This window comes from Candidatus Krumholzibacteriota bacterium (assembly GCA_016932415.1).
Lineage (GTDB): Bacteria > Krumholzibacteriota > Krumholzibacteriia > Krumholzibacteriales > Krumholzibacteriaceae > Krumholzibacterium.
Window position 1 is genome coordinate 20,081 of the sequence record JAFGCX010000010.1, and the last position, 23,175, is coordinate 43,255.

Sequence of the window (23,175 nt, forward strand, 5' to 3'; positions counted from 1 at the left end):
TGCCGAGGTCTCTGAAAGCAGTACCGTAAATGAACCGGGCCGGGAGTATAAATAATGGCTGGTCGGAAATATAAAGGAAATTTTAGCGTCCGGAGAGCCGGGCGTCGCAGTCTTTTTAAGGAAGAGGTGAAATAATGAGGAAAAATATCCTTGCCATGGCAGTCTTGATTCTGATGTTGCCTGTCGCGTCTAAATCAGGCAACTGGTTTGACAATATCAAATTGAGCGGGGACTTCCGGCATCGTCACGAATTGATTCAGGACGAGTCAAAGGATGAGGATCGGACAAGATGGAGAATAAGGGCAAGGTTGATGGTCTCGGCGATGATAAGCGAAGAGATCTCGGTCGGATTCCGATTTGCCAGTGGTTCAGACGATCCGGTATCGACCAACGAGACTCTCGATAGCGGCTGGTCGACCAAGGGATGGAATCTCGATCTTGCCTGTTTCGATTATCACCCGACCGCCGTCAAGGGGCTGAATCTTATCGGGGGAAAGATGAAACTCCCCTTCGAGAAGGTACAGAAGACCGAGTTGATATGGGACGGGGATCTTAATCCCGAGGGACTCGCAGCCAGGTTTGAAGGTGATATTAATGATAAGGTGACAGTGATGCTTGGCACCGGTTTCTTCTATGTCGAAGAAAACAGTTCATCTGATGATTACTGGATGGCTGGAGCTCAGGGAGTGCTCGAGGTAAAGCCTGCTGACAATCTTCACGTGATCGTCGGAGCGGGATACTACGATTACAACATCGAGGCTGAGGTAACGCCCGTATTTTTTGACAGTGAGGACGCCTTCGGGAATACGGCGATAGCTGACGGGGGTGATCTTCTCTATGCCTGTGATTTCAACGAATTCGAAGTCCTTGGCGAATTCGGGATCAAACTGGACAAAACGGCTCTTTTGCTTTATGCTAATTACGTCACCAATACAGCTGCTGACGATCTTGATCAGGGGTATCTCTTTGGAACAACGATAAAACGCGGAAAGGGAAAGGGTAACCTGAAGCTAGCCGTTAATTATCGTGAAGTCGAAGATAATGCTGTGATCGGCGCCTTTACCGACTCTGATTTCAGGGGTGGAGGCACTGACGGTAACGGATTTGAATTTGGGTTCGGTTACGGACTTGCCGAGAAGGTCGATATGGGTGTGAGTTTATTCCTGAACAACAAGGGTATAGATGAAGAGATCGAATACAGGAGATTGATGGTCGACCTGGCTCTTAAATTCTAGATTTAATGGAGGGAAATGCTAACAAAAAATTAACAATTCCCTAATGAAACGTTAATCCAGGTGAGAGATTATAAATGGAACAAGGAGGAATGAAATGAGATCGTTTTTCAGTAAACTGTCGTTTTTATCACTCGCTATCGTCATGATGGCAGGATTGATATCAGGAAGCGCTTTCGCCGAGGAGAAGATCATCATCGATGGGTCGACCACTGTGGGGCCGATCGCCAAGGCGTTCGCCGAGTATTATATGTCCCTTCATAACGATGTCAACATCACGGTAAGTGAATCAGGAAGCGGTAATGGAGCGAAGAGCCTGATCAACGGCATGTGCGATATCGCGGACATGTCCCGCTTCATGAAGCTGAATGAATTCAGCGCCGCCGTGGATAAGGGCAGAATGCCGGTAGCTCATGTCATAGCGGTTGATGGGCTGCCGATAATAGTACATCCGAGCAATCCCGTGAAGGATCTTTCGGTAGAGCAGGTGCGGGATATCTACACGGGAAAAATAAACAACTGGAAAGATGTCGGCGGCCCGAACGTCGAGATCGTAAGGATCAGCCGTGAAACGAACAGCGGAACCTACGAAACTTTTGAGAATCTCGTGATGAACAAGGAAAAGATCTACGAGAATACCGAGTATGTCGGCAGCAACGGAGCTGTACGCCAGAGAGTGCAGAGCACTCCCGCGGCGATTGGCTACGCGGGACTTGGTTTCGTGGATCGTACCGTCAAGGCGCTCAAGATCAATGGTATCATGCCTGATCGTAACACGATATCTTCGGGTGTCTATCCTGTATCAAGGCCGCTTTTCATGTTTACGAACAAGTATCCTGAACTTGGATCGCATCTTCACGCCTTCATAACGCTCTATCTCTCTACGAAAGGCCAGGAGATAATCGAAGAGATCGGTTATATACCCGTAACGAAGTACTAGGCCGAAAAGTCACGCGGATCAGATCGCGTATAGGGAAAGTAGATGGCCGAAGCAGGGATAAATTCAGAGAACAGGGAGTTCGGGAGCCGCCTTCTGATGGGAGCCAGGAAAAAGCGTATCAGGATGATAGGCTCCCGTATCGGCCATTCTATACTTGTCCTTGTCGCTTCGAGTTCCCTTATCGCCCTTCTGTTTATCTTTTATTTTATCATCAGGGATGCGGTGCCTTTTTTCCAACTCGAGGGATTCAGGGAATTTTTTTCCAGTACGAAGTGGTATCCATCCAGAGAAACCGCCGAGTTCGGTGCCTTGGCGATTTTTGTCGGCAGCGGTCTCGTGACTCTGGGAGCGGTGCTTTTTTCCGTGCCGGTCGGCGCGCTTGCTTCCCTTTGCCTGAGTGATATACTTCCCTTTTCGATGAAACAGATCGTCAAACCGGTCATAGAGATGCTGGCTGCGATCCCCTCTGTCGTATACGGGTTTTTCGCGCTGGTGATCTTCGCTCCGATGCTTCAGGAAAAAGGCGGTTCACTGTTATCCGTCGGGGCACTTATCGTACTGGTGCCGTTAAATATCATCCTTGTCATCGTTGTCAGCGATCTGCTGAGCAACCTCTTTAGCAGAAGGATGAGACTGGCAGCGAGGATAATCATCGCTTCCGGATCAGCGGCCTTTGCTTTCCTTGTGGTCAGCAGGATTTATTTATTTCTCAACGGACTCGTGATATCGAGCGGGACAAACGCGATCAACGCGTCGGTCGTCCTCGGCATTATGGCTTTGCCTACTATTGTCTCGGTCTCTGAAGATGCCCTCAACGCGGTCGGGAGAGAGCTTAGAGAAGGAAGTTACGCCCTCGGCGCGACAAGGGCTGAAACACTTCTCAAGGTCGTCATGCCGGCGGCAAAAAGCGGGATCACTGCCGCAGTGATTCTCGGCGTGATGAGGGCGATCGGGGAGACGATGGTCGTCTGGATGGCCTCGGGTAACGCGTCGAGGATACCGAAACCATGGTTCAACCTTCTCGAACCGGTCAGAACATTGACGGCTACGATAGCAGGCGATATGGGGGAAGCAGACCATGTAACCGGATCGGCGAGATATCACGTTCTGTTCGCGATGGCTCTGTGTCTTCTTGTAATAGCTTTCGTATCAAACCTTATAAGCGAGATGATAGTGCGAAGATCTCGGAAGAGGGTGGCGTAGATGGACGTAGGGACGCGAAAACTTCTCGATCGTTCATTCACTTCAGTCGGATTATTCGCCATTATCATCATGGCTGTATCGCTTGTCATCCTTCTTCAGCCTATCATCATACGTGGTTCAAAAGCCTTTCTTTTTCGAGGAACGGTAGAGTACCGCAAGATGCAGCGCGAACAGTTCGGACGGGGAAAAACCAGTGATCTTGCCGGAGACCTGCGCGAAGCGATGATAGCGCGGCAGCCGGTCTATGACCTGATAGATTCTTTCGAGGTAGAGATGCAGGAGTCGGGAAGCGCCTTCAGAAGACAATACAGATCTGATCTTACCGAATTGAAGAAACTGATAACCGAGTTGCTTGGTCCCAGAGCGGGAGAAAAAAGTAATGTTCTGCCAAGAAAACAATATGGGCAGACAAGATGGGACCGTACCCTTGTAAAGCTTCACCATCTTCTTTATGTAGAAAGTTACGACTATTCTGACGATTCACGGATGGGGAGAAAGGTGGAGACGCCAAGAGAGGATCTTTTCGCCGGAACTTCTCTTCAGCCGATCTTCGGAAGACTTGAAGCTGATATAGAAAAGATGATGAAGCCGGAATTGACCCTGTACTGGCGTTTCCTTTTTGATACTTCGAAAGACGCTCATTTTTTCGGCGGGATATGGCCGGAGATGCTCGGTACCTTCTACCTTTCTGTAGGAGCGATGCTTTTTGCCATACCCCTGGGAATCATAACGGCGATATATCTCGCGGAATACGCCGGAACAAGCCGGTTCGTCAGTCTTTTAAGGACATGTATAAGCTCTCTTGCCGGTGTTCCCAGCATCGTTTTCGGCCTTTTCGGGCTCGCCTTCTTTATTAATACGATGCATGTTTCAAGTTCAAAAAGCGTTCTGGCAGGATCGATGACGCTTGCTTTACTCATTCTTCCAACGATTATCAGAGCTTCAGAGGAAGCCGTCCTTTCCGTTCCGAGGGGATACAGAGAAGCATCTATGAGCCTCGGAGCCGGAAAGTGGTATACAATTATGACTGTCATCCTTCCCGCGGCCATGCCCGGAATACTTACAAGCACTATCATAAGCCTGGGAAGAGCGGCAGGTGAAACAGCTCCGATAATCTTTACAGCTGCGGTAAGCGTCGGGAAACCTCTCGGATTATTCGAGACTTTTTCCCAGCCGACTCCTGCTCTGCCCTGGAATATATACAATCTCGCCACTGAACACGAGGCGGTCGACGAGATCAGGCACGTGCAGTATGGAATGGTCTTCACGCTTGTGATCATGGTACTTTTACTGAACCTGGCGGCTATTATTATGAGGGCCAGGATATCGAAAAGGTTGAGAGGATGACAGGAACAATGAAATTTCCCGGTAAGAAAGATCTGCTTTCTTCAGAAGGTTTCTCAGTTTTCTACGGAGAGAACGAGGCTGTCAGGAAGGTCGATATTAAGATCCCTGAAGGACTTGTGACATCGATCATCGGTCCGAGTGGTTGCGGCAAGAGCACCTTTCTGAGGGCTGTCAACAGGATGAACGACCTGATACCGGGATGCCGTGCAGAGGGGACCCTTAACCTGGAGGGGCAGGATCTTTATTCACAGGGAGTCGATGTCGTCCTTCTTCGTAAAGAGGTCGGGATGGTCTTTCAGAAGCCGAATCCTTTTCCAAAAAGCATCTTCGACAATATCGCTTTCGGTCCGAGGATCCATGGGACCAGGGACAGATCGAGACTTTCGGAGATAGTGGAAAAAAGCCTTAAGCAGGCTGCTCTATGGGATGAGGTAAAAGACCGGCTCGGTGACAATGCCCTGGGACTCTCCGGGGGACAGCAGCAGAGGCTCTGCATCGCGCGGGCCATAGCGGTAAAGCCGAAGATCCTCCTCATGGATGAACCGGCCTCAGCGCTTGATCCACGTTCTACGGCAAGGATAGAAGAACTTATCGATGAACTGAAGGGAAACTATACGATCCTTATAGTAACGCATAACATGCAGCAGGCCGCCCGCGTCTCAGATCTGACAGCTTTCTTTTATGAAGGGGACCTGGTGGAGTTCGGGGAGACCGGCCAGATATTCACAAATCCTGATGAGCAGCAGACGGAAGATTATATAACAGGGAGATTCGGATAGAAGAATGGAGGTCGGGGCGAGATGTCCAGACATATCGGCAAAGAGATAGAGAACCTGAAGAAATCGATACTTATCATAGGCACGACTGTAGAGGAAAGCCTCTCGAAAGCCGTCAAGTCTCTCGAAAAGCGAGACGCCGATCTGGCAAAGGCAGTCATCGACGGTGACATCGATATAGACAGGATGGAGGTCGAGCTTGAAGAGGACTGTCTGAAAGTACTCGCCCTGTACCAACCCGTGGCGATCGACCTCAGATTGATCATCTCGGTCCTGAAGATCAATAACGATCTCGAAAGAGTCGGGGACCTGTCAGTGAATATCGCCGAGAGAGCTCTCTATCTTGCCATGAGCGGCAGGGAGAAATCGCTCTATGATTTTTCTGATATGACGACGAAAGTCAGGGAAATGCTCAAAAAAAGCCTCGACGCGCTTGTGCAGGAGAGTTCCCAGCTTGCTCACGAAGTCTGCAGGATGGACGAGATCGTAGATACTTTTAACAGGGATTTTTTCCTGCGTATCCACCAGGATATAAAGGACAGGCCGGAAGATGTCGAATACCTGATACATCAGCTTTCAATATCAAGGCATCTTGAAAGGATTGCCGATCAGGCTACCAATATCGCTGAAGATGTGATCTACATGATCGAAGGGGAGATAATCCGCCACAAGGCGGAGGATTATTTTACAGGCACCGAATAGACTCGATGGAGGTTCCATCGCGCCGGTTGTCTGACTGGATCGGTCAGAGCGGATCAGACCTGGTGAAATAATAAAAGGGAAGCTGGACTACCAGCTTCCCTTTTTATTTTGACCGGCGTGTGCCACCCTATCTGTAGCACCCGGTTATTATCGAGCCTGTGCTCTAGTATCCGCCACGGCCAAATCCGCCACGGCCGCCGCCACCGCCGCCACCGCGATTATCGGTGCGAGGGCGCGCTTTATTGACCTTGAGTGTGCGGTCCATGAACTCTTTATCGTTCATGCTGTCGATCGCGGCCTGTGCTTCAGTGTCGTCCGGCATTTCGACGAAGCCGAAACCCTTCGAACGGCCAGTGTCCCTGTCCGTGATAATCGTTACTGAATCAACAGAACCATGCTCTTCGAAAACTTTCCTGAGATCGTTTTCTTCCGTATTAAAAGAAATGTTACCAACGTAGATCTTCATTACAGCCTCCTGATAGGCCCTAAATAAAAATATCAACCAAACAGATATTTCTCCGGAATAGTAACAGGTCCCCTAATAGAGAAGATCAACTAGATAGGTGTCGTTCATCTTTTTCGGTCAACTGATCTAAATCCTTCCCGAATCCATCCGTTTCGGTGAGAATATAATAAAATTATTCCAGAAAACAACCACAAAATGCGATTTTTCGCAATATTTGAGGATATGAAGAAATGGCTGAAATCGGGGCGATTCAGTTGTCGTTGAATCCCGTTTTTTTGCCCCAGGAAGCCGTTGATAAAGATTTTTGGACCCTTTCCCGGGAAATTTAGATTGACTTCCGGCCTGCCGGGATTGATTCTGTTAGTAACAGTACCGTCAAAAAGGTTGTGCTGAGTCAATGGCGGTCCGGTTTTACCGAAGACCCGTTTCACTGGGGTGGTACGGGGATGATTGTAAGGAGAGGGAATTGAGCGAAAGAATATATTCAGTCATCACTGGGACAGGCAGCTATATACCTTCTACGAAGATCTCAAACAAAAACTTCCTTGAAAAGGAATTTCTTGATCCGAGCGGTGAGGAATATACAAAGAATAACGATGAGATAATCGATGATTTCGGGAGAATAACCAATATAATCGAAAGACGGTATGTCAGTGATGATCTGGTCTCTTCCGATATAGCCTATTCGGCGGCGAAGAATGCTCTTGATTCTTCAGGGACAGACGGTGAGGATCTGGATTATATAATCCTCGCCCATAATTTCGGCGATGTGAAAAAAGACAGCCAGAGTCTCGATATAGTGCCGAGCCTTGCGTCGAGGGTAAAACAGAGGCTTGGAATAAAAAACCCGGACGCGGTGGCGTACGATGTAGTATTCGGATGCCCCGGGTTTCTTCAGGGGATGATCCAGGCTGATTATTTCATCCGCTCGGGCGACGCGCGAAAAGCGCTTGTGGTAGGCGTCGAAACGCTATCGAGGATCTCAGATCCGCATGACCGCGACAGCATGATCTATTCGGACGGAGCTGGAGCAGTGGTTCTCGAAGGCCATAGAAGCAGTGAACCTGCCGGTATCCTTTCACATTCTTCAAGGACGGACGCGGTCAAACAGGCGTATTACCTCAGCATGGGCAAATCAAACCGCAGCGATTTTGAAAAGAAAAGACTCTTTCTGAAGATGGACGGAAGAAGCGTCTACGAGTATGCCCTGATGACAGTGCCGAAAGTCGTAAAAAAATGCATAGATAGAATAGGATTGAAGATAGAAGAGATCGACAAGTTCCTTTTTCACCAGGCGAACGGCAAGATGGTCGAAGCTATCCTCAAACGGGTCGCGAAGATGTACAAGGTCAAAAGCCTCCCCTCTTCTGTGATGCCGATGACGATCTCCTGGCTTGGAAACAGTTCAGTGGCTACTATACCTACGATCCTCGATCTTTTATACAAGGGTGATCTCGACGACCATAAGCTGCGCGGGGGGGATACGTATGTCATGGCTTCGGTCGGAGCCGGCATGAACGTAAATTCGCTGGTCTACAGAGTCCCTGATCTTTGATTATCCACTTTCAGGGTCGATCTGGTGACAGGCGTTCGAGCGCCTTGATCGCTTCGGTTCTTTCTTCACTCCTGTCGGAATCGGATACTGATCTCCAGTGATAAAGCGCTTTATCGATCTCACCGCGGTTTTCATACCAGAGGGCGAGAAGCCTGTGGACCTCGATATTTTCAGGAAGGATCGAAAGGGCGTCTTTCCAGTAATCCTCAGCGCCGCTTTCACCGGTCTTCATCGCGACGATCCCGCGGTTCTTCAGCATGTAGGCGCGCAGATCAAGAAGCCTGGAGGGATGCTTCTTCCACATCGCGAGTCCCGTATCAAGGATATTACCCGCCTCTTCAATCTTTGCTTTCTCTATATAGAGGGCTCCGAGATTATTGTACGCTCCGTAGAACAAAGAATCGATCCTTATAGATCTGTTGAAGAACCTCGCGGCTTCTTCACTGTCGCCCCTGTCCCAGGATATTGTGGCGAGGTTATAGAAGGTGGGAGCATATTCAGGGTTAAGCGCGGCCGCTTTTCTGAACAGTGAATCAGCCTCGTCGAGGTCGCCCGCCTGAAGGGCCAGAGCACCGAGGTTATTCCATGGCACCTCCCACTGCTGATCGGCTATAATCGCGTCCCTGTATGCTATTTTCGCCCCGGAGAGGTCATTGTCGCGTTCGAATTGTTGCGCTTTCTCGTTGAGGCTGAGCGCAAGCTGGCGGTTTCCACTGGGGCTGTTCTGCCTGAGAGAATAATAGCTGATCGACAATCCGAGGATCATCACGAAAATTACAGGCAGCATAAACCGGGGTATACTTCTTTTTCTTCCTGCTTCCGGAGAAAGACGAAGGCCGGCCGATTCTTTTTCCAGCAGAGTTGAAAGGGCTTCGCTGAAATCTGCGGAGTCTTCATATCGCTCGCCTGGTTCCTTTGCCATCGCTTTATCAAGGATCTCGACCAGCCTGTCTGGAATATTTATCGAAGAGCGGTCGATCTCAATCGGTTGTTCGCTTCTTATATTGTACATCACCGCGACAGGATGTTCGCCCGGGAAAGGAAGGACTCCGGTCAGCATCTGATAGAGGACCACGCCCAGGGAAAAGATATCGCTTTTGCAGTCTGTCGCCGAGCCGCTTGCCTGCTCGGGAGACATATAGAAGACAGTTCCCATCGTACTGCCGTCGATCGATATCGTTTCGCTCGATGCCAGCCTGGCGATTCCAAAGTCCATCAGTTTTAATTTTTTGTCGGGCGAGACGATGATATTTTCCGGTTTAAGGTCCCTGTGTATGACGCCGGCGTCATGGAGTTTCTTCATGGCGCTAAGCAAGTCGATAGTCCAGCTTGCGGCCTGTTTCCATGGAAGCGGGCCCGTCTCTATGATATCCTTCAGCGTGGATCCCTCGAGAAGTTCCATCGCCATATACAATTCTCCGTCTTCTTCACCGGCGGAATAGACTGTTACTATATTTGGATGATTGATCTTCGAGCAGGCTCTTGCCTCGTGAAGGAATCTTTTTTTCCCTTCCGGCCCCAGGTCTGTCGAGTTAAGGATCTTTATGGCGAGGTCGCGGTCGAGCGTCTCGTCGCGGGCGAGATAGACTGTTCCCATCCCTCCACGACCGATGATGCTTTTAATTTTAAAACCGCCTATTATTTCTTTATCCATCCGGTCTGCCAGTTGTTTTTGCCATGCTTGTGAGATTAATGAATTTCAAGAATCCTGTCATACTCGGCAAGGGCTTCCTCGGTGGAGCCGACTTCAGTATACAACCTCGCGAGGATCGAATGCAGGGCCATATTTCCCGGATCCTCGCCTGTCGCCATGATCGTCTCGGCTATCGCTTCTTCCGTGAGACCGTGGTCGAAAAGAAGACTTGCCCTGATAATATGATATGATGCTTTTCCCGGCAGCTGATCGAGGATGATCCTGCCGAGAGCCGTCTCTATCTCACTGTTCTCTTCCTCGGAGATGATCTCGAAAAAATTGGCTTTACTTCTAAGAGGCGGAAACATCAACGGATCTGTCGTTTCCAGGGTCCATGAATACGATTCTCCGCGATTAAGCCGGGGAGCGCCGGAAGGATATTCAATCCTGTCGGATCCTCTGACCTTTTCTTTCCATACGATCCCTTCATCGCTATAGAGGACCAGTAACAGTTCAGTTTCCTGATCCGGTGGATCCCATCTGAACAGTGGGTTCAGAGTACGGATCCTTGTCTGGCCCGGTGAGATTGCCCGGAGTTCTATTTCTTTTTCGACCGATCTCAGCGCCGCTATGGAACTCGTGCCTTTGGCGTTCTTCAGTTTGAGGAAATTCTGGACGACCTTGAATCCGTCTTTTCCGATATCTGTATGTGAAGCTTCTTCTACTCTCGAGGCCTTGACCTGCATGGTGCTGTTCGGGCCGATCTCGATCCAGGTCCCGTCTTCAAAATGGATCTCCGCCTCAGAGTTTTTACCCGTCTTGACGCGGTCCCCGGCGACCAGTCCCAGGCCGAATGAGCCACTTATCAGTTCCCCGCTGTTTTTTATGACCGTGACATCTCCAGAGAAAGAGAGAAGGATAGCTGCGGGATGATCGGGAGCTGCTCCGGCGGAAACCGATAAAAGGAAAATCGATATCACTGACAGGACAATCACGGTCTTACTCATGATTCTACCGACCTTTCAGAAAACGTATATGATGATATTCCCCGTTTCATCGACGATTATAAGGGATAGCTCTATATATTCAATACAAAAAGATACTTGCGAAGTTGCTGTTTTTTTTCAGGGGGCGAAATCGCAGGGTGTGATAATTGATGACCCCCGAAATCGATCAGGTCTCAAATAGTAACCCGAGGCAGGATCAGCGGATGGGGAAGATACAATTTGTTGACTGTCTTTACGGTGGTCTGGTAAAATCCGTCTGTCTTTTGCGGTGAGGGTGTGCCTGGCGACCTTCCAGGGGCAGTTTTGCGGTAACATCTCCGGAACAGGCTGTTACCCCGGCTTGATAATCATTTTTAACCGAAAGGAGCGTCTACAGTGATAGCGAAGAAATCCCTGTCGCGGCTGTTTGCGTCTTTATCCTTGATCGCGGGAATGCTTTTTTTGACGATGGTGGTCCTGTCCTTTTCCCTGTCAGCCGGGGAGAAGACCAGGCCGCTTCTGAGATTTCCGGACATTCACGGGGAAATGATCGTATTCGTTTCGGGAGAGGATATATGGATTGCCAGCACCGGGGGAGCAGCGGCTTCGCGCCTGACCGTCGATGACGGGATGGAGCGTTTTCCGAAGTTTTCTCCCGATGGGAAGATGATAGCTTTTACCGGAGAATATGACGGTAACTCCGACGTCTATGTGATGGATTCGTCCGGTGGAGGAATAACGAGGGTGACATATCATCCGGGAGCTGATGAGGTAGTCGGGTGGCATCCGAAGTCGGGAAAGATACTTTTCAGCTCGCAACGTTCTTCTTTCAGCAGATTCTCCAGGCTATACCTGATATCTCCAGACGGGACCGGGCTGGAAGAATTGATCATGCACGAGGCGGTCCAGGGTTCGTTTTCACCGGACGGTTCCAGCATAGCGTATAACAAGGTCTCGAGGGAAAACAGGACATGGAAGAGATACAGGGGAGGGACTGCCCAGGAGATATATCTTTTCGATTTTAAAAAGAATGAAAACCGAAAACTTACAGAGTTTGACGGTACTGACAGGATCCCGATGTGGATCGGATCGAAGATATACTTCAGTTCGGACCGGGATCGTTTCCTTAATATATATTCATACGATACGGCAAGCGGAGAGATCGTCCAGATAACGCATCACAACGAGTATGACGTAAGGCGCCCTTCAGCGGGAACCGGCAGGATAGTCTATGAACTCGGCGGTGATATCTGGATGCTCGATCCGGTCACGGGGAAAACAGACAGGGTCGATATCGTTATCGGTAGCGACGCTCCCGAGGCACGGCCATATATAAAAGACGTCAGTGATGATGTCACGTCAATTGACTGTTCACCGCAGGGCGAAAGGGCTCTTCTGGTCGCCAGGGGCGAAGTCTTTTCCGTACCTTCCGAACATGGAGGGACAAGGAATCTCTCCAATGATCCTGGAGCGAGGGACAAGGACGCGGTATGGTCTCCTGATGGGGGAAAAGTGGCATTCTTTTCCGACCGTAGCGGGGAGTTTCAGATCTATCTGACAAACCAGGATGGCAGCGGGGACGATATATGTCTGACCGGATTCATTGACGGATACAGGCACACGCTTCGATGGTCACCCGATGGCAGGAAGCTCGCATTCGCCGACCAGACGCTGCGATGCTACTATATCGATATCGAGACAAAAAAGATAACAGAGGTGGACAAGGCAGAATATGAGAATGTCGATGTCTCCCTGGACCTTAAACCGATATATGATTTTACCTGGTCGCCGGACAGCCGCTATATCGCCTACTCCAAGATGAATGCCGACGGCGTCACGCAGATCTATATTTACAATCTCGACAGTGGTAAGGCGCGCTGCGCGAGCAACGGATTATTCAACGATTTTCATCCCGCTTTCTCGAAGGATGGCAATTATCTTTTCTTCGTTTCGAACAGAAGGTTTACTCCGACATTCTGCGATTTCGAGTGGGAGATGGTCTACAAGGACGTAGCGGGTATATACTGCCTGGGACTCAAAAAGGGAGCACCTCCTCTGCTTCCTCTGAGAAGCGATGAAGTCGAAATAAAAGCTGAGGAAAAATCGAAAAAAGAAGAAAAGAAAGAGAAGGGCGACGGACTTTTCAAGATCGATTTCGAAGGTCTTGATTCGAGGATCGAGCATCTTCCTCTGCCGCCCGGCAACTACCGTCAGCTTACAGCCGGGGAAAAGGGATTATACTATCTGAACAAGGATGACGGGGATTTCAACCGTTTTGAGTTCAGGGGATTCGGCCGGCGGGACCTGTTCAGATTTTCCTGGGAATCCAGGAAGGAAGAGACGGTCATCTCGGATATCGATGATTACGCGCTTTCCTCCGGAGGAAGCAAGATCATCTATCGGCGGGGAAGCGACGCGGGGATCATAGACGCCGGTTCGACAGATTCCAAGGGCAGCGATCTTGATCTGGCTGGCCTGTCGATGCGGCTAGACCCTCTCGCTGAGTGGAAGCAGATATTTAACGAATCGTGGAGGATGGAACGGGATTATTACTACGAGCCGAACATGCATGGCGTCGACTGGACGGCGATGAAGGCCAAGTACGGAAGGCTTCTGGACCGTGCGACCTGCAGGCAGGACATAAGTTTCATAATCGGCGAACTCATAGGGGAACTCAATACGTCTCATACATACGTCTATGGGGGCGATTCCCGAAGGAGAGCCGAACCGGTAAATGTCGGCATGCTGGGAGTCGATTGGAAAACGGAGGATGGATCTGAATATTACCGCTTTGGCAAAGTATACCGCGTCGCTGACTGGACGAGGGAGATAATCCCTCCCCTTTCAATCCCCGGTTCCGAGGTCGGTGATGGCGAGTATCTTATCGCGGTGAACGGCAGGGAAGTAAAGACCGACGCGAACATATACAGTCATTTTCAGGGACTGGCAGATCGCCAGACGACCCTTCTTGTCAACGACAGACCCTCGCGCAGTGGCGCCAGGGAGTTAAAAGTGGTTCCTCTTCGAGGTGAATATACTCTGCGCTACCTCGATTGGGTGGAGGGCAACCGTCGTATTGCTGAAAAGGAATCAGGCGGGACCATAGGATATCTGCACCTGCCCGATACATACACGGGATCGACCAGGGAATTTCCCAAGTATTTTTATTCCCAGTCGAGGAAAAAGGGTATTATCGTCGACGGACGTTTCAATGCAGGCGGACTTGATCCGGCGATCTTCTATCAGCGTCTGACAAAGAAGATCCATTCATATTGGACGAGGCGATACTCACACGATCAGACAGATCCCGCTTATGCTCCGAACGCGCATCTCGCCTGCCTGACGAACAGGCAGGCGGGGTCGGGCGGGGATATGGTCCCGATGGAATTCCAGATGATGAAAATGGGGCCGGTGATAGGAACGAGGACATGGGGCGGGCTGGTCGGAGTGTCGATGTTTCACAGGTTGATAGACGGGGGAGGGTTGACAGCTCCCGATTACCGTATCTATGATAGCGAGGGTAAATGGATCGTCGAGAACGAAGGGGTGACTCCCGATATTGAGATCGACCTCGATCCGGTCGAAATGGCCAGGGGATACGACGCTCAGCTTATGAAAGCGATCGAAGTCCTTAAGAAAAAGATAGAGGAAGATCCCAGACCGTGGCCCAGGCACGATCCGTTCAAGATCGACAGATAGCGAAAATACAAGGCAGGGAGGCTTCCGGGTTGAATTCCGATCCGGAAGCTTCCCTGCCAGACCACCTGCCGGAATCGAAACGATAGAGAAGTCCTTTCAGAGCCCGGTCGGCAGGTCGATGAATTTTGTGTCCAACCCGAGTCTTTCCTCGAGAAATGAGCCAACAGCCCTGACTCCCTGAGTCTCCGTGGCATAATGTCCCGCGCAGAAGAGATTGATCCTGTTCTCCCTGGCGACATGGTAGGCCGAATGAGAAGTTTCCCCGGTGAGGAGAGCGTCGCACCCGGATCTGGCGGCGGCCGATGTCAGAGAGGCTCCACCGCCTGAGACTATTCCGACCTTCCTGATCCTGCTTTTCCCGAAGAGAAGCGAACTGACCGGTGCCTGAAGCACTTTGCGGACTCTGGCGGAGAAACTTTTGGGGGATACCGCTTCCGGAAGTACCCCGCATCTTCCGATCTCGATACCTGAGTACTCTCCAAAGAGAAATGTATTGTCAAGGCCGAGAAGTGAGGCGAGGCGGGCGTTATTACCCAGTGATGGATGGACATCAAGGGGGAGATGAGCGGCGTACAGCGATATTCCATTGATGAGAAGGAGTTTTATCCGTTTCGCCATGATTCCCGTTATAGTCTCGTTCCTGTTCCAGAAGAGGCCGTGATGGACTATCAATAGCTGCGCTCCCAGGTTTTTGCTCTTTCTTATCGCTTCTTCGCACGCGTCGACGGCCAGCGCGACCCGGCGGACCTCCGGCGACCCCTCTACCTGAAGTCCGTTCAGCGAGGAATCCGCCCTGAAGGACGCGATGTCCAGAGTCTCATCGAGAAGCCCCGTGATTTTACTCAACTTCAACTGTATTCTCCCTTTTGTCTTCGATCCCTTTTTGTTCAAGCTCCATCAGGTATCTTTCCTCAAGTCCGGCAAGGTCCTTTCGTCCCGGCATCCTCAGGGCGACCCCTCCCACGTCCGACGCCCTGGTCAGAAGCTTGCCGTTGGTGAATCTGACTTCTATTTCGGTCAGTGATATCCTGTGCAACCCGGTGTCAACGACGAGAGTGGACCCCGTGCGTTGTTGAAACGTTCCGTCATGGCCTCTGTGACCGTTTATTACGATATCGATCCCCGGAACAGTCTCCGCTAGCCTGACGCTCTTTTCCCATCCGAGGTGGCTGATCGCGATAATGAGATCGCATTTTTTTCCCCTGAGTCTCGATACAGCTTCAAGGGCGGTGACTGCCGGTTCCTTTATATTGTAGTTATCGAGTTCGGCGTTTTCTATCATATCGAAGAACGACCGGTCGGTCAGGCTGAAGATCCCGGTCCGGATAGCACCTTTTCGCCCGAGAATAGTCTTTTTCCCTCCCAGGTCTCTGATCATAAATGGGGCGGCGAGAAGATCTCCGCTTCGGCGGTCGATGATATTGGACGAGAGAAGGGGCAGGTCTGCGTCCTTTGCAGCTTTAGCGATGATCTCGCGGCCATAAAGCAGGTCGTTGGCGCCGACATTGACAGCGTCATATCGGAGCAGTCTCATTCCTTCGAAGAAATACGGGTAATCGATCTCGTCGTCCGGAGTCTTTTCCGGGCGGAAAAAGTCGCCTGTATCAAGAAGGAGCACCGGGGAAATGGCGCGCCGGCTGTCGATGAAGGAGGCCCACCGGGCCATCCCTGAATAGATATCCTTCTTTCATCCGCAAGGTTCCCTGTATCCATGAAGTTGATCGGTCAGATATATCCTGAGGGTCGCGCCGTCGGGGACCTCACCCGGCCCTTCAGATCTCGCTATATAGATCTTAAGGGGGATATATATCAAAAGAAGCAGTATGAATACCACCATGATCATTTTTATGAAGGGGGACCCGTGTCGGGCAGTTTTTCTATTCATATTTCTTCAACCGGGCATACAGGGTCGGTTTCGAGATGCCGAGGAGTTTTGCCGCTTTTTGTTTGTCTCCTGTTTTTTCAACGACCTTCCTGATTATCGACCCTTCTACTTTTGGAAGTATCGGATCGCTCGCTGAATACTCAAGATTGTCCAACAGTGAGAGAACGACGTCTTCCAGAGTGCTCAGAGCCTGAGCGTGTACGGTTTCGGTGTGTTCAAGGATGTTTTCGGGGAGGTCTTCGGGAAGGATCGTATCTTTTTTGGAGATTATTATCATTCTCTTGATCATATTTTCCAGTTCTCTGACATTTCCCTGCCAATCATACTCGATAAGGTAAGTCATCGCTTCGGGAGATATCTTTTTCGTTGGGATATTGTAAAGCCTGCAGAGGTTATTGAGAAAATGATCGCACAGAAGGGGTATATCCTCTCTCCTTTCGCTGAGAGGGGGGATCCTTATAGGAAAAACGTTTATTCTGTAATACAGGTCTTCCCTGAAGGTCCCCTGGCCGACCATTTTTTTCAGGTCTCTATTGGTCGCCGTTATTATCCGTACGTCGGCATCTATCTCCCTGTTTCCACCGACGCGGAAAAATACCTGTTCCTCAAGGACTCTGAGAAGTTTCGATTGAAGAGGCAGGGGTATCTCGGCGATCTCGTTAAGGTATATGGTGCTGCCTTTTGCTTTTTCAAAGTGTCCTATGCTCTGTTTGTGGGCGCTTGTAAATGAACCGCGCTCATGTCCAAAAAGTTCGCTTTCGAGCAGGTCCCTTGGAAACGCGGCGCAGTTGATATGATGAAATGGTTTGGAACCTCTCGGCCCGGCGCTGTGAATAGCCTTTGCTATCAGGTCTTTTCCCGAGCCGTTCGGTCCTGTCAGCAGAATGGCCGTATCCATGTCCTTTATGCTCTCTACAAGTTCGAAGACCTGCCTTATAGCCGGAGATTTTCCCACGACATCCTTGAAGGTGACTCTTTTCTTCAGTCCCGGAACGCTGACCGGAGTCATTGCCACCTGGGATTTTTCCAGTTCTTTGAGCCTCGTTTCAAGCAATATTCCCTCCATCCCGAGCGCGATCTGCTGGCTGAAAGCAACGAGAAAGCTGTGTTCCTCGTCGCTTGTCTCCTCGACCTTCTGCCTCGAATCGAGATAAAGAAATCCAGTCATCTCGTCCTGTATCCACAAGGGCGTACAGATTATCCCCGGGTGCCTTTTCAGAAATCCCTTGCCGACTTTTCCTTCAGGTATATTTGACCTCGATATGTCGAGCGGGTATCCGAGCTGCCTTGATATATTCAGAATAGCGATGATATCGTTATCGGTCAGGTCCGAGCCTCCTTCGAATTCCCCGATGCTTGATATTATTCTGAAAGAGTTATGATTTTCATTTTGCAGGATAAGAGCCGCTCTTTCCATCCCGGTTATGTTTTTTGCCGATTCGGTTATAGTGTCGTACAGCTTTTTTGGTTCCCTGATCGTCCTGATAAAGGAGATGACCCTGCAAAGCGCTCTGAATCGCGACGAATCTGTGTGTATCTGCCCCGTCTCTTTCCTCGTTATTTCTTCCAGATTGTCCTGAAGCTGTCGGACCTGTTTCGGAAGTCTTTCACTTTCGCCTATCAGCGAAATAGATCTCAGCAGGTATTCCCGGGCAAGATGTTCATTACCTTCATCGAGATAGAGCTCGCCGATCTCCGCCGTGACAGATGACGCGGTAGTTTTCCTGCCGAGAAGAGACAGCTCGAAGCTTGTTCCTTCAAGTTTCATCCTGCCTATCTCGCGTTTTCCCTCGGCGAGCAGGATCCGTCCCTCGAGCAGGTCCAGCAGGATCGTCTCGAGTCTTGAACCGATCCTGTTGTTAAGCTCTTTGGCCTGGTTAAGCAGCTCGGTCGCCTCGGTAAGTTTCCCCTCTGTCAGAGAGAGGTCTCCGAGTCTTCGAAAGACGATTGCTTTTTCCCTTATCGATTTGGTGGTGTGGCAGATATGAAGATCTTTGAAGTAATACTCCCTAGCCGAGCTTTTGTCGCCTTTCAGGTAATAAATTTCACCGAGTGTTCCGAATATCTCGGCGAGAAGCTGCTGATTTCCGAGATCTTCCGCCAGAAGGCGGGCTTTATCGCAGCTCTTCTCGGATTTTTCTATCTCTTCGAGATCCATATATGCGAGTGCAAGATTGAGATGGCCGATCGCCAGGCCGGGGAGGTTGTTGCTTTTATCCTTGATCTTCATCGATTTTGTGAAATTATCAAGTGCCTCTTTGATCCTTCCCATTGACCTGTATACGAGAGCCAGGTTGTTGTAAGTCGCGCCGACACCCTGTTCGTCATTGCATTCCTCCCGAATGACAAGACATCGTTTATGGCAATCAAGCGCGTCCTCGTATTTGCTCCTGTTCCAGTTTATCGCTCCCATAAGGCTCAATGATTCGGATAGTTCCCTGGGGTGTTGTTTTTTATCGACAATCTTGTGCACGATCAGACAGTTTTCCCAGGATTCATCGAGTTGTCCAAGCCGGTAATGGACCCAGGCCAGATCGTTGTACAGCTTTGCTCTTTCACTCGCGAGAATATGTTCTCCATGCATGTCGAGAGCGCTTTTAAGAAGGCTTTCAGCTTTTTTGAATTCTCCTCTCTTTTCAAGGATATCGCACTCTCTTCTTACAGCCTTTGTGGCAAGAGCCCTGAGTTTGTACCATTCTCCGTTCCTCGTAGTCTCTTCACGGCATTTTCTGTAAAGCTGTTCGGCTTTATCGACCATTCCGATCAGGGAGAAATAATCGCCAAGTTCAAGATACAGCTTGAAATGCATCTCGGGAGGAAGATGGCGGGCGAGCTTCTTTTTCATGAAATATTCATTGAAACAGTTTATGGCGTTTATACTTTTTATCTCGAGCAGATGATGAAATATCTCCATTCCCTTGAAAGAAGCTTCAGTATCCTCGCAACACGCGACAAGATGGTAGAATGTATAAGCCAGTGGAGTATTCCTGTTATCCCTGAGGATATGAGCGATATTGCGGTGCAGTTCTTTCTTTCTCGTGGCCGGGATAAGATCAAGTATCTTCTCTGCCAGGTTTCTGCTGCCTATGCTGAAACAGAGACTGAGTTTTCTCTCGAGCAGAATCGACCGTTCAGCCGTAACGCTCAATAATCCGAGAGAGATCAGGCGCTGAACGATCTCGTAAAATCTTTTTTCTTCAGTGGAATATATGGTTTTCAGGACAGAGAGAGGGACCCTGAACCTGAAAGCCGCGATGAAATCCAGTACTGATCTTTCTTCCGGTGTCAGGTCGTCGATCAGCGATTTGACTGTCTTTTTCCTGTCAGTGCCGGCCGAGTCCATGGCCAGAGCCCTGGAAAACAGTCCGTAAAAAGAGATTGTCATCCCTGCCGGGGCCGAATCGTTAAATTCCTCTTTTAAATGGTCAGGTAGAGCGTCTGCGATGATCTCTCTTCTTCTGTCGTTATCAAGGGCTGGAAGTTCGAGGGTATTGACGTGAAAGTCATGGGATCTGCCCTCATCCTGGAGACTTTTTCTGAAAGGTCCGGTCGCGTCTTCGCCGATGGAGATAATGGCTATATCCCACCGGTCAAGTCCGGCGGAAAGAGTCTTCAGTATCTGGCTGTAGAAGATCGGTTCCTGGATGGATGTGTCGATGATCATGCAAACGGGGTTCTTTGAGTCTTCATCCTGAGCAAGATCGCCGCATATATCCTGGTCGCTGAGAAACCTGCCGTCATTAAAGTCCCACCTGTCTTTTATATTCCGGAGGGCTTCTTCAAGAAAGGATGATTTTCCCTCTCCGTCCGCGCCCTCGATCAGGACCATCTGTTTTCTTCCTTCCCTCGCCCGGGAGGTGATCTGTCCGAGCCTTTCCATTTCAGAGAGATACGGCGTCCCGGGATGTTTTTTCAGAAAATACGGAGGGATATCTTTTTCGTCGAGATCGAGAAATGAAGCTGTCTCTGTGATCAGACCGTAATATTCATCGCGGGTAACCTCTGAGGAAAGAGATGATAGCTTCTCAGCCAGCCTTGCGCATTCGGAAGAGCTTTCAGGTGGCAGATACTCTTTGAATGAATGAAGCAGTTCCCCGACTCCGTTAAGGTCATTTATAAGAGGATCGAATTCCCTCGTCCTGGCGGAGAATGATTCTCTGGAGATGATCTCTCCCGGAAGAAGGAAGGAGATTGGAAGTATAACGGGAGAATCATCGATTACGATCACCGATCCGGGTGAGAGGTCATTGAAAAAGAGGCCGGAAGCTTCGGTGCTGATAATATCTGAGAGGAGAGCTTTAAGAGTTGACAGTGCCTTGGTGGGGCCTATCCGGGAGAGGTGATCAGCCAGGGATGATATCTTTTCGTAGGAAAGAAGAAAAAAGACTCCTTCGCTGTTTTCCTGAAGCGAGAGTGTCGCGGGAAAAAACTCTGACCGCCTCGAGAAAAGATGGTCTCTCATCTTAAGATCGCTCAGGGAGAGGTCCGCCGCTTTCGCGTCCTTAAGGTCGAACAGGAGGTAATCTCTTCCGCTCAGGGAATCTGTCACCTCGAATCCGTTCCAGTCTGGGAATCCGGCAAGGCGGGTTTTCACTGTATAACGGGAAATGAAGTCCTGTTTTCCGTCTTTTCTGTTCACCGTTCAACCTGTCCAGTAAGAATTCTTGACCTGTAAAGATACTTTACCTCAAATCAAAAAAAAGTACAAGTGGAAGATCAGGCCGGAATAAAAATAAAATCTGCAGAAGGGGGGTATGAAAAGATCCTCAGACAGGATCATCATGGGATATAAAGAAGGCGGCCGCAATTTTCACAGGTCAGGAGTTCATGGCTGTACGCCGACGAAAAAAAAGAGGTCGGCAGTTTCACAAAACAACCGAGGCACTTGTCGCCTGTGACTGGAAGGATCGCTACCGTGAAATGGTTGGCGAGTTTTTCATATCTGTTCAGAAGAGCGGTAGGTATCTTTCCCGCTATTTTAGCCCTGGCTGCCTTAAGTTCTTCAAGCCCTGTCAATTGGAATCCCATGCTTTTCAACTCTTTTGAAGTCGATTTGTCTTTGGCTTCCTTGATCATTACGTCTATATCCTGAAGGCCTATCAGTAATCTGAATTCTTCTCTCATTCTTTTCCATCCAGGATATCGATCAGGGATTCGAAATCCTTTACTTTTAGAAGTCTGTCGAGTTTGTCCGGTTTTTGGATCAGAGCGATCAATTCGCTCAGAAGAGCCAGATATGTATCTGCCCCTTTGTCGGAAGGGGCGAGGATCAGAAAAAAGACATTTACTGGTCTGCCATCGAGAGCTTCGAAATCGATCCCCGCCGTTGATTGGCCGAAAAGGACAGTCAGCTTCCGAATGGCAAGGGATCTGCCGTGTGGAAAGGCTACGCCCAGCCCAAGCCCGGTGCTTCCAAGGCTTTCACGGTTTTTAAGCATTTCCATTATGAATTGTTCATCAGAGACCCTGCCAGTCTTCTTGAGATGGCGCACCATCTCCTGAAGAACAGAGTTCTTCTTTTTCGAGCGCAGATGAAACAAACAAAGATCTTCTTCGAAAAACGAAGCGAGTTTTTCTGATTCCATTTCTTCTCTTGCCTTCAAACCGACCGGTATAATACCTACAAGTCTATATTTGTATAGCAATTTACGCTTTAGATTACAATAGTTTTTTGTTACTCTTTGATAATAAAATCGTTTTTATGCCGATATATGTCCTTTTTCTGGAAAATCGGATTGGTAACGATCGGAGGGATCTGTTTGCCTGAAGGCTTTGTGATAAGGGTCAAGGGGGCTGATTATTATGTCGCCACCGAATCCGGCGAAGTGAGGTGTTCGGTGAGAGGGCGCTTCAGGATAGGAAAAAGCCCGGAAGAGACTCTTCCCGTTGTCGGAGATAATGTGCTGTTCAAGGAAGAGGGAGGATCGGGGACAAGCGGACCGACCGGTGTCATCACCTCTGTGGGAAAAAGAAAATCGATATTTGCCAGGGGGGATTCTTCGGGAAGGAAGAAAATAAAGGTCCTTGGAGCGAATATCGACTTCATATTCCTCGTTCATTCGATACTTCGACCAGAGTTGAACATAAGGCTTCTTGACAGGATGATCGTGGCGGCTGAATGTGACAATATCACTCCGCTGATATGTATTAACAAGATAGATCTGTCCACAGAACTCGATGAGACTGAAAAAAAAGTCGAACCTTACGTCAGAATGGGGTATGAAGTGATCTGGTGCTGTGCTCTCGACGGCAGGGGGATCGATAGGCTTCGGACTTTGATGACCGGAGTGAGATCGATGATGGCGGGACCATCCGGAGCAGGAAAGACATCGCTTCTGGCCGCTCTTGAACCGGGGCTTGATATCAGGGTGGGAATTGTAAGTGAAAAAACAGGAAAGGGAAAGCACACGACGACACATTTCGAATTCCACCCGATCGTGGGAGGAGGATATTTAGGTGACACACCGGGGATCAGGGAATTCGGTATCTGGGGATTGTCAAAACAAACTCTTTCAGACTGTTTCAGGGATTTCGGAGATTTTGTTCCTGAATGCAGGTTTTCGATGTGTACTCACAGCCATGAGCCTGGATGCGGTGTAAAGGAAGCGATGGAACGGGGAGATATTTCAAGAGAGAGGTATGAAAGTTATCTCAGGATACTTGAAGAACTGCCCGACAGGACCCAGTAAAAGAAGGAGCGGCCGTTGGGGGCCGCTCCAGTGGTAAGGAGAGATTGAAGGTGGTGGGATTT

General features: G+C 49.6%; 18 protein-coding genes. 9 read left to right on the plus strand and 9 right to left on the minus strand.

The window, feature by feature from the left end:
• Window positions 1-134 precede the first annotated feature (134 nt).
• From JW814_02945 to phoU, 6 genes are all read left to right on the plus strand, one after another.
• Entirely contained in the window at window positions 135-1,235 is a 1,101-nt protein-coding gene (locus JW814_02945; protein ID MBN2070390.1) for a putative porin, read from the plus strand.
• Window positions 1,236-1,329: 94 nt separating this feature from the next.
• Entirely contained in the window at window positions 1,330-2,172 is an 843-nt protein-coding gene (locus JW814_02950; GenBank protein ID MBN2070391.1) for a phosphate ABC transporter substrate-binding protein, read from the plus strand.
• 42 nt (window positions 2,173-2,214) lie between these two features.
• Complete coding sequence (locus tag JW814_02955) at window positions 2,215-3,375, plus strand: phosphate ABC transporter permease subunit PstC (GenBank protein ID MBN2070392.1); 1,161 nt, start codon at window positions 2,215-2,217, stop codon at window positions 3,373-3,375.
• Window positions 3,376-4,722 (plus strand): phosphate ABC transporter permease PstA, encoded by a 1,347-nt coding sequence (gene pstA, locus JW814_02960; protein ID MBN2070393.1) that lies wholly within the window; start codon window positions 3,376-3,378, stop codon window positions 4,720-4,722.
• Window positions 4,719-5,501, plus strand: a complete 783-nt coding sequence (locus JW814_02965; GenBank protein ID MBN2070394.1) for a phosphate ABC transporter ATP-binding protein — start codon at window positions 4,719-4,721, stop codon at window positions 5,499-5,501. Before pstA ends, JW814_02965 begins: the two co-directional genes overlap by 4 nt.
• 21 nt (window positions 5,502-5,522) lie before the next feature.
• Window positions 5,523-6,200 carry a phosphate signaling complex protein PhoU gene (phoU, locus tag JW814_02970; GenBank protein MBN2070395.1) on the plus strand — a complete coding sequence of 226 codons (678 nt, stop codon included), beginning with the start codon at window positions 5,523-5,525 and terminating at the stop codon, window positions 6,198-6,200.
• A gap of 163 nt (window positions 6,201-6,363) precedes the next feature.
• On the opposite strand, the gene JW814_02975 is transcribed toward phoU, so the two are convergent.
• Window positions 6,364-6,666 (minus strand): RNA-binding protein, encoded by a 303-nt coding sequence (locus JW814_02975; protein MBN2070396.1) that lies wholly within the window; start codon window positions 6,664-6,666, stop codon window positions 6,364-6,366.
• Window positions 6,667-7,132: 466 nt separating this feature from the next.
• Between JW814_02975 and JW814_02980 the strand changes: the two genes are divergently transcribed.
• Window positions 7,133-8,221: a ketoacyl-ACP synthase III gene (locus tag JW814_02980; GenBank protein ID MBN2070397.1), complete on the plus strand. Its 1,089-nt coding sequence runs from the start codon at window positions 7,133-7,135 to the stop codon at window positions 8,219-8,221.
• Between the two features lie 10 nt (window positions 8,222-8,231).
• On the opposite strand, the gene JW814_02985 is transcribed toward JW814_02980, so the two are convergent.
• Window positions 8,232-9,875 (minus strand): protein kinase, encoded by a 1,644-nt coding sequence (locus JW814_02985; GenBank protein MBN2070398.1) that lies wholly within the window; start codon window positions 9,873-9,875, stop codon window positions 8,232-8,234.
• Window positions 9,876-9,910: 35 nt separating this feature from the next.
• Window positions 9,911-10,861, minus strand: coding sequence for a FecR domain-containing protein (locus JW814_02990; protein ID MBN2070399.1), 951 nt, complete (start codon window positions 10,859-10,861; stop codon window positions 9,911-9,913).
• Between the two features lie 432 nt (window positions 10,862-11,293).
• On the opposite strand from JW814_02990, the gene JW814_02995 reads away from it, so the two are divergent.
• Window positions 11,294-14,539, plus strand: coding sequence for a PD40 domain-containing protein (locus JW814_02995; GenBank protein ID MBN2070400.1), 3,246 nt, complete (start codon window positions 11,294-11,296; stop codon window positions 14,537-14,539).
• Window positions 14,540-14,635: 96 nt separating this feature from the next.
• Here the strand turns inward: JW814_02995 and JW814_03000 are convergent, their stop codons facing one another.
• From JW814_03000 to JW814_03025, 6 genes are all read right to left on the minus strand, one after another.
• Window positions 14,636-15,391, minus strand: coding sequence for a Nif3-like dinuclear metal center hexameric protein (locus tag JW814_03000; protein ID MBN2070401.1), 756 nt, complete (start codon window positions 15,389-15,391; stop codon window positions 14,636-14,638).
• The gene (locus JW814_03005; GenBank protein ID MBN2070402.1) at window positions 15,378-16,205 is read right to left on the minus strand and encodes a hypothetical protein; all 828 of its coding nucleotides are present in this window, start codon (window positions 16,203-16,205) and stop codon (window positions 15,378-15,380) included. Before JW814_03005 ends, JW814_03000 begins: the two co-directional genes overlap by 14 nt.
• 21 nt (window positions 16,206-16,226) lie before the next feature.
• Window positions 16,227-16,424 carry a hypothetical protein gene (locus tag JW814_03010; GenBank protein ID MBN2070403.1) on the minus strand — a complete coding sequence of 66 codons (198 nt, stop codon included), beginning with the start codon at window positions 16,422-16,424 and terminating at the stop codon, window positions 16,227-16,229.
• Window positions 16,417-21,063, minus strand: coding sequence for a sigma 54-interacting transcriptional regulator (locus tag JW814_03015; protein ID MBN2070404.1), 4,647 nt, complete (start codon window positions 21,061-21,063; stop codon window positions 16,417-16,419). The genes JW814_03010 and JW814_03015 overlap by 8 nt, the downstream gene beginning before the upstream one ends.
• 140 nt (window positions 21,064-21,203) lie before the next feature.
• A complete protein-coding gene (locus JW814_03020) occupies window positions 21,204-21,548 on the minus strand; it encodes a hypothetical protein (protein ID MBN2070405.1) in 345 nt (114 codons plus the stop codon).
• Window positions 21,545-22,009 (minus strand): PTS sugar transporter subunit IIA, encoded by a 465-nt coding sequence (locus JW814_03025; GenBank protein MBN2070406.1) that lies wholly within the window; start codon window positions 22,007-22,009, stop codon window positions 21,545-21,547. The genes JW814_03020 and JW814_03025 overlap by 4 nt, the downstream gene beginning before the upstream one ends.
• A 174-nt stretch (window positions 22,010-22,183) precedes the next feature.
• Between JW814_03025 and rsgA the strand changes: the two genes are divergently transcribed.
• Window positions 22,184-23,113, plus strand: a complete 930-nt coding sequence (gene rsgA, locus JW814_03030) for a ribosome small subunit-dependent GTPase A (protein MBN2070407.1) — start codon at window positions 22,184-22,186, stop codon at window positions 23,111-23,113.
• Window positions 23,114-23,175 lie beyond the last annotated feature (62 nt).

Excerpts from the sequence above, each read along its gene's own strand:
- JW814_02995 (MBN2070400.1), top strand. The coding sequence starts at position 11,294 with ATGCTTTTTTTGACGATGGTGGTCCTGTCCTTTTCCCTGTCAGCCGGG.
- JW814_02985 (MBN2070398.1), bottom strand. The coding sequence starts at position 9,875 with ATGGATAAAGAAATAATAGGCGGTTTTAAAATTAAAAGCATCATCGGT.
- JW814_03010 (MBN2070403.1), bottom strand. The coding sequence starts at position 16,424 with ATGAATAGAAAAACTGCCCGACACGGGTCCCCCTTCATAAAAATGATC.
- JW814_03020 (MBN2070405.1), bottom strand. The coding sequence starts at position 21,548 with ATGAGAGAAGAATTCAGATTACTGATAGGCCTTCAGGATATAGACGTA.
- JW814_03005 (MBN2070402.1), bottom strand. The coding sequence starts at position 16,205 with ATGGCCCGGTGGGCCTCCTTCATCGACAGCCGGCGCGCCATTTCCCCG.
- JW814_02965 (MBN2070394.1), top strand. The coding sequence starts at position 4,719 with ATGACAGGAACAATGAAATTTCCCGGTAAGAAAGATCTGCTTTCTTCA.
- pstA (MBN2070393.1), top strand. The coding sequence starts at position 3,376 with ATGGACGTAGGGACGCGAAAACTTCTCGATCGTTCATTCACTTCAGTC.
- phoU (MBN2070395.1), top strand. The coding sequence starts at position 5,523 with ATGTCCAGACATATCGGCAAAGAGATAGAGAACCTGAAGAAATCGATA.
- JW814_02955 (MBN2070392.1), top strand. The coding sequence starts at position 2,215 with ATGGCCGAAGCAGGGATAAATTCAGAGAACAGGGAGTTCGGGAGCCGC.
- JW814_02950 (MBN2070391.1), top strand. The coding sequence starts at position 1,330 with ATGAGATCGTTTTTCAGTAAACTGTCGTTTTTATCACTCGCTATCGTC.
- JW814_02945 (MBN2070390.1), top strand. The coding sequence starts at position 135 with ATGAGGAAAAATATCCTTGCCATGGCAGTCTTGATTCTGATGTTGCCT.
- JW814_02990 (MBN2070399.1), bottom strand. The coding sequence starts at position 10,861 with ATGAGTAAGACCGTGATTGTCCTGTCAGTGATATCGATTTTCCTTTTA.
- JW814_03025 (MBN2070406.1), bottom strand. The coding sequence starts at position 22,009 with ATGGAATCAGAAAAACTCGCTTCGTTTTTCGAAGAAGATCTTTGTTTG.
- JW814_02975 (MBN2070396.1), bottom strand. The coding sequence starts at position 6,666 with ATGAAGATCTACGTTGGTAACATTTCTTTTAATACGGAAGAAAACGAT.